Annotated in this window: 17 protein-coding genes and 1 pseudogene; 4 read left to right on the top strand and 14 right to left on the bottom strand. The window is 65.3% G+C overall.

Features of this window, described 5'->3' with window-relative positions; all coding sequences use genetic code 11:
• Positions 1–11: 11 nt before the first annotated feature.
• From VL752_RS11495 to VL752_RS11450, 10 genes are read right to left on the bottom strand one after another with little or no spacing between them, the layout of a single operon-like run.
• Positions 12–857, bottom strand: a complete 846-nt coding sequence (locus tag VL752_RS11495; RefSeq protein WP_325355281.1) for an FAD binding domain-containing protein — start codon at positions 855–857, stop codon at positions 12–14.
• A gap of 20 nt (positions 858–877) precedes the next feature.
• Positions 878–1,462: a biotin transporter BioY gene (locus VL752_RS11490; protein WP_325355279.1), complete on the bottom strand. Its 585-nt coding sequence runs from the start codon at positions 1,460–1,462 to the stop codon at positions 878–880.
• Positions 1,463–1,495: 33 nt separating this feature from the next.
• Positions 1,496–2,530: an ABC transporter permease gene (locus VL752_RS11485; RefSeq protein WP_325355277.1), complete on the bottom strand. Its 1,035-nt coding sequence runs from the start codon at positions 2,528–2,530 to the stop codon at positions 1,496–1,498.
• Positions 2,527–4,041 carry a sugar ABC transporter ATP-binding protein gene (locus VL752_RS11480; protein ID WP_325355275.1) on the bottom strand — a complete coding sequence of 505 codons (1,515 nt, stop codon included), beginning with the start codon at positions 4,039–4,041 and terminating at the stop codon, positions 2,527–2,529. Before VL752_RS11480 ends, VL752_RS11485 begins: the two co-directional genes overlap by 4 nt.
• A gap of 31 nt (positions 4,042–4,072) precedes the next feature.
• Positions 4,073–5,146 (bottom strand): TMAO reductase system periplasmic protein TorT, encoded by a 1,074-nt coding sequence (gene torT, locus VL752_RS11475; protein ID WP_325355273.1) that lies wholly within the window; start codon positions 5,144–5,146, stop codon positions 4,073–4,075.
• Positions 5,147–5,171: 25 nt separating this feature from the next.
• A complete protein-coding gene (locus tag VL752_RS11470) occupies positions 5,172–6,143 on the bottom strand; it encodes a biotin-dependent carboxyltransferase family protein (protein WP_325355271.1) in 972 nt (323 codons plus the stop codon).
• Positions 6,133–7,008 (bottom strand): 5-oxoprolinase subunit B family protein, encoded by an 876-nt coding sequence (locus tag VL752_RS11465; protein WP_325355269.1) that lies wholly within the window; start codon positions 7,006–7,008, stop codon positions 6,133–6,135. Before VL752_RS11465 ends, VL752_RS11470 begins: the two co-directional genes overlap by 11 nt.
• The gene (locus tag VL752_RS11460; RefSeq protein WP_325355267.1) at positions 7,008–8,393 is read right to left on the bottom strand and encodes an acetyl-CoA carboxylase biotin carboxylase subunit; all 1,386 of its coding nucleotides are present in this window, start codon (positions 8,391–8,393) and stop codon (positions 7,008–7,010) included. Before VL752_RS11460 ends, VL752_RS11465 begins: the two co-directional genes overlap by 1 nt.
• Positions 8,390–8,632, bottom strand: coding sequence for an acetyl-CoA carboxylase (locus tag VL752_RS11455; protein ID WP_325355265.1), 243 nt, complete (start codon positions 8,630–8,632; stop codon positions 8,390–8,392). The genes VL752_RS11460 and VL752_RS11455 overlap by 4 nt, the downstream gene beginning before the upstream one ends.
• On the bottom strand, positions 8,619–9,425 hold the full coding sequence (locus VL752_RS11450; RefSeq protein ID WP_325355263.1) for a 5-oxoprolinase subunit PxpA: 807 nt from the start codon (positions 9,423–9,425) through the stop codon (positions 8,619–8,621). The genes VL752_RS11455 and VL752_RS11450 overlap by 14 nt, the downstream gene beginning before the upstream one ends.
• Before the next feature lie 242 nt (positions 9,426–9,667).
• Here VL752_RS11450 and VL752_RS11445 point away from each other — a divergent pair, with 242 nt between their 5' ends.
• The 3 genes from VL752_RS11445 (at position 9,668) to repB (ending at position 12,118) form a co-directional block, all read left to right on the top strand.
• Positions 9,668–10,576 carry a LysR family transcriptional regulator gene (locus VL752_RS11445; protein ID WP_325355261.1) on the top strand — a complete coding sequence of 303 codons (909 nt, stop codon included), beginning with the start codon at positions 9,668–9,670 and terminating at the stop codon, positions 10,574–10,576.
• Between the two features lie 109 nt (positions 10,577–10,685).
• The gene (locus tag VL752_RS11440; RefSeq protein WP_325355259.1) at positions 10,686–10,925 is read left to right on the top strand and encodes a WGR domain-containing protein; all 240 of its coding nucleotides are present in this window, start codon (positions 10,686–10,688) and stop codon (positions 10,923–10,925) included.
• 233 nt (positions 10,926–11,158) lie between these two features.
• On the top strand, positions 11,159–12,118 hold the full coding sequence (repB, locus tag VL752_RS11435; RefSeq protein WP_325355257.1) for a plasmid partitioning protein RepB: 960 nt from the start codon (positions 11,159–11,161) through the stop codon (positions 12,116–12,118).
• 90 nt (positions 12,119–12,208) lie between these two features.
• Here repB and VL752_RS11430 read toward each other — a convergent pair whose 3' ends face one another.
• From VL752_RS11430 to VL752_RS11415, 4 genes are all read right to left on the bottom strand, one after another.
• Positions 12,209–13,141 carry a replication protein RepA gene (locus VL752_RS11430; protein WP_325355256.1) on the bottom strand — a complete coding sequence of 311 codons (933 nt, stop codon included), beginning with the start codon at positions 13,139–13,141 and terminating at the stop codon, positions 12,209–12,211.
• A gap of 289 nt (positions 13,142–13,430) precedes the next feature.
• The gene (locus VL752_RS11425) at positions 13,431–13,943 is read right to left on the bottom strand and encodes an RES family NAD+ phosphorylase (protein ID WP_325355254.1); all 513 of its coding nucleotides are present in this window, start codon (positions 13,941–13,943) and stop codon (positions 13,431–13,433) included.
• 11 nt (positions 13,944–13,954) lie between these two features.
• Positions 13,955–14,323: an antitoxin Xre/MbcA/ParS toxin-binding domain-containing protein gene (locus tag VL752_RS11420; protein ID WP_325355252.1), complete on the bottom strand. Its 369-nt coding sequence runs from the start codon at positions 14,321–14,323 to the stop codon at positions 13,955–13,957.
• 111 nt (positions 14,324–14,434) lie between these two features.
• The gene (locus tag VL752_RS11415; protein ID WP_325355250.1) at positions 14,435–14,629 is read right to left on the bottom strand and encodes a hypothetical protein; all 195 of its coding nucleotides are present in this window, start codon (positions 14,627–14,629) and stop codon (positions 14,435–14,437) included.
• Positions 14,630–14,836: 207 nt separating this feature from the next.
• Between VL752_RS11415 and VL752_RS11410 the strand changes: the two are divergent.
• Positions 14,837–15,190: pseudogene (locus tag VL752_RS11410) on the top strand (chromosome partitioning protein); the annotation flags it as partial.

The following is a 15,190-nucleotide window of genomic DNA, read 5'->3' as shown; positions in this document are numbered from 1 at the left end:
CTGTCCTTCCGTCATGACCGATCACCCAGTCTGTGCACGGCACGGCGCAGAAGTGCCGGCAGAACCTGAACGCGATACCAGCCCGGCGCCTCCACGCCGTCGCGCCCCTGCCAGTCGCCGGCATGGGCGCGGGCAGCCTCGGCCGCTGCCTCCGGGTCGAGACGGGTGAGCGCCGCTTCCACCGCCGGCCATCGCCGCGCCACCGGCTCCACCGACCCCACGGCAACGCGTGACGTCGCAATCTGCCCATCGGCCCCGTGCCGCACGGCGAGGCTGACGATTGCCACCGGATAGTCCCCCGCCTTGCGCAGGGGCAGGCGGATATGGGCCGTCCGCTGCGCGCGGCGGGCGAAGCGAACCCGGCTCAGCACCGTGCCGGGTGCCAGATGCGGCCGCCTGAGCAGGAATTCGGCGAGATCGAGGCTCTCCTCGCCTTGTGGCGAGGCAAGGTCCACCACCGCGTCGAGGCACAGCAAAGCGGGAACAAGGTCCGCCGCGGCGAAGGATGCGGCACAGAGATTGCCGCCCAGGGTGGCGACCTGGCGAATGGCGGGATTGGCCGCCATCGCCGCCGCCGAGGCGAGGCCCGCGCAATCCGCGAGCCCGGCGAGTGCGGCGACAACGGCCGCATGCGTCACCGCCGCGCCGAGCGCGACCTCACCCTCCGTTACCCTCACCTGCCGCAATGCGTCGATGCCGCCGAGCGCAACATAGGCCGCGTGCCCTGCCTCTCCCCGGATCGGCGCACGCATCATCCACGTGGCTCCGGCAAGCGGTGCGGCAGACCCCGCGTGCTCCCCGAGAATGGCGACCGCCTCCGCCAGGCGCGTCGGGCGAAACAGGCGTGCCTGCGGCATGGCGCCCTCCCCCCTCTTCGCTAGCGCGGCTGTTCCATCATGCGACGGCCCGCTGTCACCAGGGCCACCGCGAGCGCCGCCTTGGTCAGGTCACCCGGCAGGAAGGGCAGCAGCCCCCAGGTGAAAACCGGCTTGTCCCAGCCCAGAGAAAGGCCGAGCCAGGCAAAGCCGGCGAGGTCGATGACGAGGGTCGCGGCCAGAATCGCCGCCGCCGTGCGCGCCAGGCCTCGGGTCCAGCCCCGGTCGGCGCACCAGCCGCAGAGCGCCGCCGCCAGAACATAGCCGAGCAGATAGCCCGCTGTGGGTCCCGCCATATAGGCAAGGCCCAGTCCGCGTTCCGGCGTGCCGGCGAAAACCGGCAGGCCCGTGGCTCCTTCGACGAGATAGAGGGCCAGCGTCGCCACCCCCAGCCGCCATCCATAGGCAGTTCCGATGAGCAGCACGACCAGGCTCTGCATCGTCATCGGCACGGGATAGAAGGGCACGGCGATCTTGGCCGAAATCCACAGCGCCGATGATCCCGCAAGGGCGAGCAGAATGCTGCCCGCAACTCCGCGGCGCCCGGTCGTCCAAACCCCTGCGGCTGCCCTGATGTCGGAAACCATGCTCGTCATATCCTCTCAATGCTGTTGTGTCGTTTAGCTGCGCCCCAGCAGCATGCGGTAGCGCAGTTGATCGACGATCACCGCCACGATCAGCAGGCTGCCCAGCAGCACCATCTGCATGTACGATCCGACCTGCATGACATCCATCCCGTTCTGCACCAGGGTGATGAAGAAGGCGCCGAGCACCACGCTCTCAACCCGGCCGATGCCGCCGCGCAGCGATACCCCGGCGATGACGCAGGCGGCGATCGATTGCAGCGCGATCGAACTGCCGAGGTCGGTCTCGCCGCTGTTGACACGCGCCGTCAGCAGCATGCCGGCGATGGACGCCAGGACCGCGCAGGCGAGATAGGCGATGAACAGCGTCCGCCCCGTGTGGATGCCGGACAGATGTGCTGCTTTGACATTGCCGCCGACGGCGTAGATTTGCGCGCCCATCCGCATGCGGTTCATCACCACCCACATCACGATCATGGCGACAAGCGCGACCAGGACCGGCACCGGAATGCCAGCGATCCGGCCGAAACCCAGGATGTCGCCGAAGGCATCGGGCAGATTGCCGATGGGCACGCCGCCGGTCAGGAACAGCGCGATGCCGGCGCCGACCGACTGCACGCCGAGCGTCATGATGAAGGGCGAGACACCGAAGACCGAGACGCCGATGCCGTTCGCGACCCCGATGACGAGGGCCGCGCAAAGTCCGCCCAGCAGGCCGAGCGCGATGACCAGTCCCTCGGCATGGGGAAAGACACCATGCGCCGCCACCATGACCGTGGCCGAGACCACCGAGGTCAGCGCGATGGCGGTTCCGACCGAGAGATCGAAGCCGCCGGTGATCAGCACCAGCATCTGGCCGAGCGAGACCAGCACCAGGTAGACGGACTGGCGGGCGACATCGGTCAGATTCTGCACGGTGCAGAAATGCGGCGCGGCGATGCTGAAGATGACGAGTGCGGCCACCAGAAAGAAGGGCAGCACGCCGGCACGCAGAAAGAGCAGCGTCACGATCCGCAAGGGGGAAGCCGCCGGCCGCCCCGCCTCCCCCAAGGCCTGCGCCCGCACCGTCATGCCGCCACCTCGTCCATCGCAAAAAATGCCTTCAACACAGTGCTTTCGTTGATCGCATCGCCGGTCAGTTCGGCCGAAACCCGGCCATTGGCGAAAACCACAAGCCGGTGCGCGAGGTTCATCGCTTCCGGCAGGTCCGAGGAGATCACGACCACGGCCTTGCCCGCCTCGGCGATGTCCCGGATGAGCCGGTAGAGAACCGCGCGCGTGCCGATATCGACGCCGACCGTCGGCTCGTCGAAAATATAGATGTCATAGTCCTGTCCGAAGCCTTTTCCGAACAGGGCCTTCTGTTGATTGCCACCCGAGAGATTGCCGGTGAGGCGCTCCATGAAGGCCTCGGTCAGATCCACCTGGCGGGCAATCCCGTCGGTCAGAACCCGCATCCGGCTGCGGGAAAGTCCCCCTGCGCCAGACACGTCGCTGCGGAACAGAAGCCCGAGGTTGAGGTTCTGCCGCGCCGTCGCACTCAGCATCAAACCCTCGGCCTTGCGATCGGGCGGCAGATAGAAAACGCCCTCCCGCAGCAGCTTGCGCGTGGGCCAGCCCGTGACGTCACGGTTCCGCAGCATGACCCGGCCGCCCGAGATCGGCAGCAGTCCGAGCGCCACCCGAAAGGCGCGGGACTTGCCGCTGCCGACGAGGCCGGCGACGCTCAAAACCTCGCCCGCGCGGATCTCGATGTCGATATCGCGCAGGGTGCCGGCTGAAAGTCCCCTCAACGCCATAACCGTCACCGGCGCCTCGGGGCGCCGGATCGCCGGATAGATGTCGCCGCTCGCGCGGCCGGTCATCATTTCCACCAGCCGTTTGTGGGTTGCCTCCGCGATCGGCACGGTTCCGATGTGCCGCCCGTCGCGCAGCACGGTCACCCGATCGGCAATCTGGGCGAATTCCTGGATGCGGTGCGAGATATAGACGATGCCCACACCCCGGGCGCGGGCTTCGCCCACGATGCGAAACAGCGTCGCCGTCTCATGCTCGGTGAGCGACGCGGTCGGCTCATCGAGGATGAGAATGCGCGCCTCGGCATGCACCGCCTTGGCCAGTTCCGTCATCTGCTGTTGCGCGCGCGACAGAGAACCCACGGTCGCCCGCACGTCGATATCGAAGCGCAGGCGCTCGAACAGCGCCCGTGCCTCCCGCTCCATCCGGGCGTGGTCGATGAAGGGGCCCGCCATGGGCTCGCTGCCCAGGAAGATGTTCTTGGCAACACTCAAGGTCGGCACCAGGGAGAACTCCTGGAAGACCGCGGCGATGCCGCGCTCCCTGGCGTCGGAGACCGAGGAGAAGGCAACCGCCTCGCCGTCGATCGTCATGCGCCCCGAACTCGGCGGATAGACGCCCGACAGGATCGAGATCAGCGTCGACTTTCCGGCGCCATTCTCACCGAACAGGACATGCACCTCGCCGGCCAGCAGTTCGAAATCGACATGGTCCAGCGCAAGGACGCCAGGGAAGCGCCGCGTGACCTGGGACATGGCAACGAGCGGGACCTTGCGCTCTGTCATCGCTCTGCTCTCCCGACTGAGGTGACACCCATCAGTTGACGGTAAAGACCGGCTTGAAGCTATCGGGCGGCAGGATATCGGCCTGCGACACCGTCTTGATATTGCTGCTGTCGAGCATGAAGATCTTGGGCCCGACATGCTTGACGAAGGGCTTGTCTTCCAGCTTCCGCACCGCCTGATCGACGGCGATGCGGCCCTGGATCACCATGGAATCGGCGGGCGAGCCCATGATGAAGCCGCGCTTGATGCCATCATAGACCCCGGGCGTCAGGTAGAAGGACATGAGATGGACCTTGCCCACCAGTCCGCGTTCCCGGATCAGGCTCTGAGAAGCCTCCGCGGTCGGCGCGGTGCCCACGACATACTGGATATCCGGCTCCGCCTGCAGCAGGTTCTCGACGAGCTGAAGCTGCACCTCCTTGCCCGTATCGCCGTATTTCGGACCGAGCACCTGAATAGCCGATCCCTTCACCGCGTCCATGAAGCCCTTGTTCGCCGCTTCCACCCAGCCGGCGCCGGCCGGCCCCGGGAACCAGCCGACCTTGACGGCGGCGCTGCCCGCAGGATGCGCCTTGGCGAGATAGGCGCCCGCCTCCTGCCCCATGGTATAGAAGGAGACCAGCGATTTCGCGGTCACGTCGGGGGAGGACATGCCATTGACGAGGTCGATCACCGGAACGCCCTTCTTGGTGATCTCGCCGACGAGATTATTGAGCCCGTCATAGGAGATGGCACCGATGATGACGGCCTGGGCGCCGCCGGCCACGCAGTCCTCGATCTGCGAGATCTGCCGGGCAAGCTGGGTATAGCCGCCGGCCTCCACGACATGGAGCTTCACGCCCAGATCCTTTGCCTCTTCAACCACGCCATAGTCGACGCCGAGCCAGTAGGCGTCCTTCATATGCGGGAAGGAGACGCAGATGTTCCACTCCTTGTCGGCCTTGGCCAGCGGGCTGTAGTCGAAATCCACCGGCTTGCCGTCGGCCGCGAAGGGCGGCATGATCTTCTGCGCGGGATAGGGGTACCAGCTTCCGGCCTCGGCCCGAGCGGCAAAGCCCATTGCCAGAGCGGCCGAAAGCGCCAGTGATGTCGCAATCTTCTTCAAGATCTGGTCTCCTTGGGTCAAAGTGTCAGTTGAGATGGGCGCGTAGCGTCTCCAGAAGCGATGCACGTTCATGCCGCGCGGCAAGTGCCTGCTCCATCGTAACTTCGATGAAGCGCGTCCGCGTGTGCGGTTGCAGTTGTCCGATCAAGTCCATGTCGGCGGAAATCACGGTGCCGAGCATGAAGTAGCCGCCGCCCGACACCGCATCGCGATGCAGGATGATGGGCTCCGTGCCGCCGGGCACCTGAATGGAGCCATAGGGGTAACAGCTGTCCACGATGTTCGAGGGATCGGACCCGGCGCCGAAGGGCTGGTCCCGTTGAACGAAGTCCAACTTGCGGCCGCCACGAAAACGGTAGCCCATGCGGTCGGCCTCGGGCGCCACCTTCCACTCATCCGCAAAGAAACTCGCCTGCGCCTCTGCGGTAAGACGGTGCCAGTAGAGGCCGGGAAGAACGCGAAGCTCCGCCGGAGTACCGGGAAGACGCCGCAACGCCTCCGGCACCGTGCGGCCGGGTGCGGCCGCTCCAGCCGCGCCGAGGGGCAGTGTGTCGCCGAGCTGGATCGCCCTTCCCGCAACGCCGCCCATGGCGCCGATCGCATAAGTGGAACGGCTGCCAAGCACTTCCGGCACGTCGATGCCGCCCGAGACCGCGATGTAGATGCGCGCCCCCGATTTCAGAAAGTCGAAGCTCAGCACCTGCCCGGCTTTCACCGGCAGGGCAGTCCAGCCCGGCTGCTCCTGCCCGTCAATCCGCACCGGCATCTCGGCGCCCGTAACCGCCACCAGGGCATCGCGCTGAAACTCAAGCTTCGGCCCCATGAAAACCGCTTCCAGGCCGGCCGCGCCCTCGTCATTCCCCACCAGGCGATTGGCGGCGCGCAGGGCGTAGCGGTCCATCGCACCGCCCATCGGAATGCCGAGATGAAAATAGCCCGGCCTGCCGAGGTCCTGAACGCTCGTCGCAAGGCCCTGATGCAACACCTTAATGGTCATGGAGCAGCCCCTGCAGCTTTGCGTTGTAGCCCGCGATATCCTGCTGGAATTCGCGTAGGTCGAACGTCACCTCGCGAATTGGCGGCGCAAAAGTTCCACGCTCGACCTCCTCCACCGCCTGATCATAAGCGTCGCGGCCGATCGCCTTGAATTTCACGATATCTCCCGGCCGGAAGAAGACCATGAAATCGCGCAGGTAGCTTGTCTTCTGGGCCGGGTCGAAAATCGGCATCGGCGTAATGCCGAACATCTGGTAGCCACCGGCCCCGCGCACGGAATAGATGCAACCGAAACAGCCGCCATGGCCGACGGTCAGTTTCGGCGTATCGGTGCGCGGGCGCAGATATTTTGGCACCTCAAGCTGCCGCGGCCGGTCCACCATCTGATACATGAAGGGCAAGCCCGCCACGAACCCGACCATCGAGACGAACCAGGGCGAGCCGGCATGGGCCGCGATGAAGTCGTCAACCGCGCCGTAGCCGTTGATGCGCGCGGCATAGTCGAGATCAGTGCCGCCCGGCTCCTGGTGCCGCTCGCGGAAGCGCATCAGCGTCTCATGGGTCCAGGGGTCGTTGTAGAAAACGGGGATCTCGACGATGCGTGTGCTGATCACGGGCTCGGCCTGGGCGGCCGCGGTTTCAATCGCCCGCACCTCCTGCAACAGATCTTCGGGCTTGATCACATCCGGATCGAACTTGACCTGCAGCGAGGCATTGGCCGGGCAGATCTCGGTCACGCCGCGGATACCGCTGTCGCGCACGCCCCGGCTGATCGAGAGGCTTTGAAAGAAGGCCGCGAGCGACATCTCCTCGCTGCACTCGACGAAGAGATGCTCGTCGCCGCCAAAACTATATCGAGCCGCCATTACGCAACCTCCGCTCTGTCATCGGAATGCAGGATGGCATCCGTCTCCAGCCAGGTTTCGAGAAAGCGTGTATGGACATCGCTGGCGCGGACGGCTGCGTTTCCAGCGAGCGCCAGATGCAGCGGAATCGTGGTCGGCACCCCGTCGATCACCAGCCCCTGCAGGGCGGTGGTGAGCGTGTCCAGGCAAGCCTCACGGGTCTCCGCCCAGACGATGAGCTTGCCGAGCAGGGAATCGTAGAAGGGCGGCACGGTATAGCCCTCGTAGAGCATGGTGTCGAAACGAATGCCCTCCCCTTCCGGCACGCGCAGCCGTGTCACCGTCCCCGGAGCCGGCATGAAGTCACGCGACGGATCCTCGGCGTTGATCCGGCATTCGATCGCGTGGCCGCGCCGTACGATCTGATCCTGACGGAGGGACAGAGGGGCCCCGCCCGCCACCCTGAACATCTCCTGCATGAGATCGAAGCCGGTGATCATCTCGGTCACCGGATGCTCGACCTGAATGCGGGTATTGACCTCGATGAAATAGAAGTCCTGCGTCGTCTCGTCATAGAGAAATTCGACGGTGCCGGCTCCCCGGTATTGCACGGTCTCGGCGAGGGCCACGGCGCTCGCGCAAAGGCGGGTCCGCACCGCCTCCGGCAGGCGGGCGGCGGGCGCCTCCTCCCAAACCTTCTGTCGCCGGCGCTGCAGCGAGCATTCCCGTTCGAAGAAATGAACCACCCTGTCGCCGTCTCCGAAGATTTGCACCTCGACATGCCGCGCGCGGGTCACGACTTTCTCAAGATACAGGCCCCCGTCGCCGAAGGCTGCCAGAGCCTCGGCGGTGGCGAGAGGGAATTGCTGCTCGAACTCGGCCTCGGAATGGGCGATGCGGATGCCGCGGCCGCCGCCACCGGCCGCCGCCTTGATCATGACGGGAAAGCCGGTCCGGGCAATCACTGCCCGGGCCGCCGCCAGATCCTCTATGCGCCCGTCGCTGCCAGGCACCGTCGGCACGCCGGCGCGGGCCGCAACCGCCCGGGCCTGTACCTTGTCGCCGAGCAGGCGAATGGCGTCTCCGCTTGGGCCGATGAAGATCATGCCCGCCGCTTCCACCGCATCGGCGAAATCGCCGTTCTCGGAGAGAAAGCCGTAGCCGGGATGCACGGCATCGACGCCCGCCGCGCGGGCCGCCGCCACGATGGCGGCACCGTTAAGATAGGATTTCTTGGGCGCCGGTGATCCGATATTGATCGCCTCATCCGCCAGCCGAACCGCCAGCATATCCGCGTCGGCGGCGCTGTAGACCTGAACGGTCCTGATCCCAAGCGCCTGTGCTGCACGGATGATGCGGACCGCGATCTCACCGCGATTGGCGATGAGGACGGAGCGGATCGTCATTCCTCGACCTCCGCAATCACCTGCCCCGCCATCACTGGCTCCTCGTTTTCGACGAGGAAGCGGATGTTGGCGCCGTCGGTTCCGGCCGCGATGGCGACGAAGGTCTTCATCACCTCGACGAGGCCGATGGTGTCGGCCGCCACCACCGCGTCACCGTCGGCTTTGAACGGCGGCACGTCCGGCGACGAGGCACGGTAGAAGGTGCCGGGTAGCGAGGAACGGATTTCACGCTTGGTCATGCGGCCTCCTTGCGGTCTCATCTTTCAGGATCTCGGAAACGGGGGCGATGCGAATGCCCTCCGCGATCAGCATGTCCCGCATCTGCTGAGCGATCTCCGCGGCACCGATCGTATCCGAATGAAAACAGATGGTCTCGAAAGCCACGTCGATATCGTTGCCCGACACGCTGCGCACCTTGCCTTCCGTGCAGGCGCGGAGGACCTTGCGGGCGATCGTCTTCGGGTCCGGTCGCCCGACATCGCGGGTGAAAACAATCAAGCCGCTGTCTTCATAGTCCCGATCGGCATAGAATTCCCGCGCAATCGGATGCCCGGCCTCCTGGGCCGCGATGGCGGTGGCCGTTCCCGCCAGGCAGAAGACGAGAACGCTCGGCGCGACAACCCGCATATACTGGATGAAAAGCTGCGACAGTTCCGCGCTCGCCGCCATCTCCATGTACAGCGCGCCATGCGGCTTCACATGCTGCAGAAAGGCCCCGTGGCGCCGCGCAAACTCCCGCAAGGCACCGACCTGATAGACGATGTCGTTGACGATTTCCTTCGCCGACCCGTCGATCCGCCTGCGTCCGAATCCCTGAAGATCGTTATAGCCTGGATGCGCCCCGATCCCGACGCCATGGTCGGTCGCGAGACGCACGATCTCGTCCATCAGATTGGGGTCACCGGCATGGAATCCGGTCGCGATATTGGCCGAGCTGATAAGGGGAATCAGGATCTCGTCGCGCGTATCGCCGATACGCCAGCGGCCGAAAGCCTCACCCATGTCGCAATTGATGTCGACGACCTGCTTCACGCAAAAACTCCCATGCGAGGCTTGTCCGGGGTTGACGAGCGAACCTTATTGACAATCCGGTTACATGAAAAATATGATTTTCGTCGGAGCAATATCAATTTATTCGATACCCCTGTCGTTTCCAAGTTTTCTTTCGAAACAACGGCCTAAGCGTCGCTTGTGTCGGATTTGCTCAACAATCGAGCAAGTATTGCCTAAGATATAGTGAAAATGCCCGAGCAATCCGGCGAGGAAAAGCGATCGTGAGTCTCAGTTTACGCCAGTTGCGCTACTTCGTGGCAACCGCAGAGTGCGGCCAGGTCTCCCACGCCGCAATCGACCTCGCGATCTCGCAGTCGGCGGTCACTTCGGCGATCAAGGAGTTGGAGCGCACGGTCGGCGCGTCGCTCTTCAGCCGCAGCGCCCAGGGCATGGAGCTCACCACCGCCGGGCGGCAGTTCCTCTCCCATGCCTATGAGATCCTGGCCAAGGTCGACGAGGCAACGCATCTCAATCTTCTCGTCGGCGATGTCGAGGGGGAGCTGTCCGTCGCCGCCACTTATACCGTGATCGGCTACTTCCTGCCGCTGCATATCGAGCGGATCAGGCGAATCTTCCCGCGCATTCGCATCCATCTGCACGAACTCAATCGAGAATCGATCGAGGAAGGTCTGCTCGCCAACGAGTACGATATTTCGGTGCTTCTAACCTCCAACATCACCAATCCGATGCTCACGACCGAGACCCTGATCAGCTCGGTACGGCGCCTGTGGGTGCCCGCGCAACACGGCCTGCTGCGGCTCGACAGCGTCGGCCTCCGTGATATCGCGCGCGAGCCCTATATCATGCTGACGGTCGATGAGGCCGCCCATTCCTCCCTGAAATACTGGAGCAACACGCCGCATCAGCCGCGGGTCCTGCTCCGGACCTCCTCGGTCGAAGCCGTGCGCTCAATGGTGGCCAACGGGCTCGGCGTCGCCATCCTCTCCGATATGGTGCATCGGCCCTGGTCCCTCGAGGGGCGGCGGATCGAGACCATCACCGTGCAAGACCCTGTGCCGCCGATGGATGTGGGCCTCGCCTGGCGGGCGAATGCCATCTTCTCGCCGGCCATGCAGGCCTTCCGAAGCTACTTCCAGCAGGCCTTCGGCCTGCCCGGCTACAGCCTCTAGGCATGCGGTTCCGGAATCGCAGCGATTCCCAATCGACTCGCCTGGGCGCCGGGCGCAGCCGCTAGGCTGCCGCCGCGGTTAGACCGGCCGCGTGCCGGGAGATCCACCGATGGCCCTGTCCCTTCGCCGCATCCGGCCGGAGCGTCGCGAACGGCGCTTCTACCGCATGGAGGTCATCAGCGATCTCTTTGGCACTGTGCTCCTGCTGCGGACCTGGGGGCGTATCGGCACCGACGGTCGGGAGCGGCGGGAGGTCTTCGCCGATCGTCAGGCGGCAGCAGCGGCGCTCGACCGGCTGGCGGCCGCGAAGCGTCGGCGCGGCTATGTCGAGGTAGGCCGGACCCAGTAAAGTCCACGCCTCCAAGCCAGATAGGTCCGTTTTGCGACGAGTTGCCGGCTGTCAACTTTTGCCCGGGCGGCCAATGAGGACGTGGCTGCTGAGACCGGCGCGCCGCCTTTAAATGTCCCTGAAATTCCGTTTCGAATTGCAACCGAATGGGCTATTCCCGATACAGAAGGATTGCCGTTCCGGTCACGGGCGAAATCGGGAGCGTAATCCATGCAACCTTGGGGGAGATGCTGATGGCGCGTAGGACTTTGCCCGCGGGCCTGACCGAGAGGGAGAGCCCCCCGACCGGGGCCAGGCCAGAGCCGCGTTCTCCCGCCCCTGCAGCGACCGAGGACCCTGCCGCCGGCGAAGTGATCCTGGAGCTAGACCCCGCAGCCATCGAGCGCTCGCCCATCGCCGACCGGATGGAGCCCGTGGACGAGAGCTATCGCAGGCTGCGCGACAGCATCGGCCAAAAGGGCCAGGACAGTCCGATCCTTGTCCGCCCGCATCCGGCCGAGCAAGGGCGCTACCAAGTCGCTTTCGGCCATCGCCGCCTGCGGGCTGCCGCCGAGCTGGGCCGCCCGGTGCGGACCATCGTCAAGCCGCTGTCGGACCGCGATCTCGTCATTGCGCAAGGCCAGGAGAACAGCGCGCGCGCCGATCTCTCCTTTATCGAGCGTGGGCGCTTCGCGCAGGCGCTGGAGGATGCCGGGCACGATCGCGCGACGATCATGCAGGCGCTGTCGATCGACAAGACCGCCCTCTCCCGCCTGATCTCGGTGGTGAACCGTCTGCCGAGCGATATCGTGGAGGCGGTGGGCCCGGCGCCTGCTGCCGGGCGGGACCGCTGGCTCGATCTGTCGCGCGCCTATGCCGCGCAGGCGGTGGCACGGCCGGTCGATCCGCTGCTGGAGTGTCCTGATTTCATAGGCGCCGCTTCGGACCGGCGTTTCGAAATGCTCTACCGGCATCTGACCCGCAGGGAGCGGACACTGGCCGCGCCCAAGCCGGTTCCGCGGGAATGGCGCGCCCGCAACGGCCAAGCGGTCGCGAGCGTGACCCGGGGCGACCAAACCTTCACCCTCGCCATCGACAAGGCGGTCGCGGCGGATTTCGGGGAGTTTCTGCTGACCAGGATGGATGCGCTCTACGAGGAATATCTGGCGGGGTCGGTCCGCAAAATCCCGATCTGGCATTCGACGGCGCGGTGAGGCCGCTTTCGGAGTGGACTTTACTGGGATCGCCCGGGCCGCGTGGACTTTACTGGGGCACCCCTCCCCGTCCGTGGACTTTACTGGGTGCTACTTGCCCGGGATGGAGACGAGGCGGCTGGGCACCGGGGGGCGCGAAGGATGCAGCACGAGGCCGGCGCCCTTGTCGTCCTCTCCCACCCGCGCATCCGGATAGACCGCGAGGGCGAGCGCCAGGGTCGGCCGGAAATTCATCTTGAAATGGTCCATGCGGGCATAGCCGGCGCCGAACTGCGCCTTGATCGCCTTCCAGGAAATCGTTCGCGGCTTGTCCAGCGAATGCAACCGGTAGGCGAGCCAGGCATAGACGTCGAGCGCCATGGAGTTATTGGCGATGGCCCGGATCGCCGCATCCTGAAGCGGCACCGGGTGACGCTGCAACTGCTCATAGAAGCCTTCCGACAGACGGGCAGTTTCGACGAAGAGGCTGCCCTGCCCGGGCTCCGTTCCATCCAGGAACATCGCGGTATCGACGACGTTCTGGTTGGTCATGCCGATGCGGCTGCCTTGGCGGACGGTGAGGCTGAGGCGGCAACGGCTGATCCGCTCGCACTGATCCCGCACATCGCGCAGGCTTTTGCCACCGACGGGAATGCCCATCTTCGTGAGCCATTCCCGGAGCGAGCGGCCGAGCAGGATTTCGCGCGATTGCGTCCGGATGGCCTCGCTCTGCAGGTAGATCATGATGAGGCGGGCCCGGCTGCCATAGGGGACGCCGATGGCCTCAGGCTTGCCGCCGGGCATGGGCCGCATGCCAGGTTCGACGACGAGCGCCATGCGCTCGCTCTCGATCTGCCAGCCGGCTTCATTGGGGAGCTTGCGGTGCGGAAGGGCTGCCTGGCACCAGCCTGAATAGAGAAAGCCGATACTGTTTTCTTCGTCACCCAGATACTGGGCGGCGGCTTCCACCACGACACGCTCGAAATCGGCCAGCAGGGCACCCTGCTTGCCTTTCGCCTCGAGAATGTCGTGAACTTTTCCCATGGATCAAGATTGTCCGATTTCGGGCGGTATGTCACCGTGGACTTTAGTGGGGCAAGCTATTTGAAGGAGTTATTTGGTTTTTTGTACTTGTACTGTCACCAGTAAAGTCCTCGGGATGGATCTGCCTAGCTCCTTGATTCGTCTGATTTTCCGAATTTCGGCCTCCCAGAAGAGTCCACGAGCCTTCCCCAGTAAAGTCCCCACGCTCCCTGTGGACAGCACCCAGTAAAGTCCACGCCACGGTCCGAGTCCCTTGCCGGGCGTTGACGGCGCCCGAGGCGACTCGGCCTCACGCCTTCCCGCCCCAGGACCGGTCATCCCGTGGCAGCCGCCCCTCGTCATCGATCACCCGCAGCAGATGCGGTAGATCGGGGCCCCAGTCCCAGAAGACCATGTTCACATCCTCCTCCGTGGCGCCGGCGGCGAAGCTCGGCACGATGATCGCGGCGATGCCTGCCGCGCGCAGGCGCTGCGCGAGCTCCCAGGAGGGTGGCTGCCGCCCGCGGCTCGCGAGATCTTCCCAGGGACAGGCGAGGCTTGTGCCGTCGGTACCCTGCGCCCGCCGCTCCCCCGGGTCGGTGAGATCGAGCACATCCGTGCAATCGACGTCATAGGCGCAGAGGGTCATCGGCTGTGCCTTGAAGGGGAAGGCCTGCTGCGCTTCCGCCCAGGCTGTCTGCATTCGTCGTGCCGTGTAGAGCGCCGGCATGCCCGGCGGATTGAAGCGGCCGCCGTGCCGGGCCGCGCCCTCGCCCGACAGCGGCGAAAAGGCCCAACGCGGATGATGGGCACGATAGACCAAGCCGCGAAACCTCACGCGTAGCCGCCGACCGCGACCCGATCGAGATAGCGCTTCACCGCTTCGGCCCGGCCTTCCTTGACCAGGGCCTCGGCCGTCTGGTCCCCGAAGGAGGGCAGCGGCTGTGAGCGGTACCAGGCGAAGGCCTGTTGCGGTGAGCCCGCCCAGGGCCGCACGCGGTTGAGGATTTCGACGATGTCCCGCAGGCGCGACTGGGTGGCGGGTGCGGCGGCGCGGGTTGCCTTGGCGACCGCATCCCGCGACAGGCCGAGGGTGACCGCGAGTTCCGCCCGCGTGATATGCAGCATGGAGGAAAGGCGGTCGGCCGCGATGAGGCCGTCCGGCGTTGCCGTATCCTGCAGGAAGCTGGTCATGTCCGACATGGGATGCCCGTCAATTTGCCCTGGTTCGAGGCAAAATATAGGGCAGGTAGCGGGTGCGGCCAAGGACTTCCGGTGACAGAGGCCCCTGCCCTGCCCTGCCCTGCCGTCCGCTCACGCCCCGGTTGGGGTTTCGGAGCCGGCATCAAGCTCTGCCTGATGCAGCAGCTTGGCGAGACAGGTGGCGCAGAGACAGCGGGCTGCAGGATCGGCGGGCACCGCTACTATGGGACGCGCCTGCTTGCACCAGCAGGCACCCGCCGGATTGCAGACCAGGGAGACGCCGCAGCGCGGACAATTCGTTTGCATCCGGTCCCTCCTCCTCTGACGGGTTGACGATTTCTGTCGGCGCTTCAAGAGGTTGCGCGGATTTTGCAGGTCTGCAAGAGGGCTCTGCCGAGACCGAGCCGAAAAGCCCGACCGGCCATATTTGCGATAATCAAGGCGGTGGGCTTTCTCTTGCGCAAGCGCTAGCCCGGACCTACCCTGCTTTCCGCGTCCGTGGAGAGCGACTCGATGCAAGAAACCAGGCAACAATCGGCAACCCTGCGCGCAGTGGGCGATATTTACGGCCGCTGCCTGTCCGTGCTGGAAGGGCTGCGCGACCAGGCCCTGCGGGACAATGGCGCCCGCCATTCGCCACGCTTCCCCATTACGCGCGTGGCCGAACTCGTCGGGCGCACGACCGCCGCCATCCGTGAGGCAGAGAAGGACGGGCGTATTCCCGCCGTGGAGCGCACCCAGTCTGGCCGCCGGGTGGGCTATACGCTCGCCGAGGTCAACCAAATGCGGGAGGTTTTCGGCACCCGACCCTGGCGCGGCGCGGAGGATCCGGTCTCGATCATTGCCGTGCAGAATTTCAAGGGCGGC

Origin of the sequence: Acidisoma sp. (assembly GCF_035492295.1) — a bacterium.
GTDB lineage: Bacteria > Pseudomonadota > Alphaproteobacteria > Acetobacterales > Acetobacteraceae > Acidisoma.
This window is presented reverse-complemented; position numbering and strand designations above follow the sequence as displayed.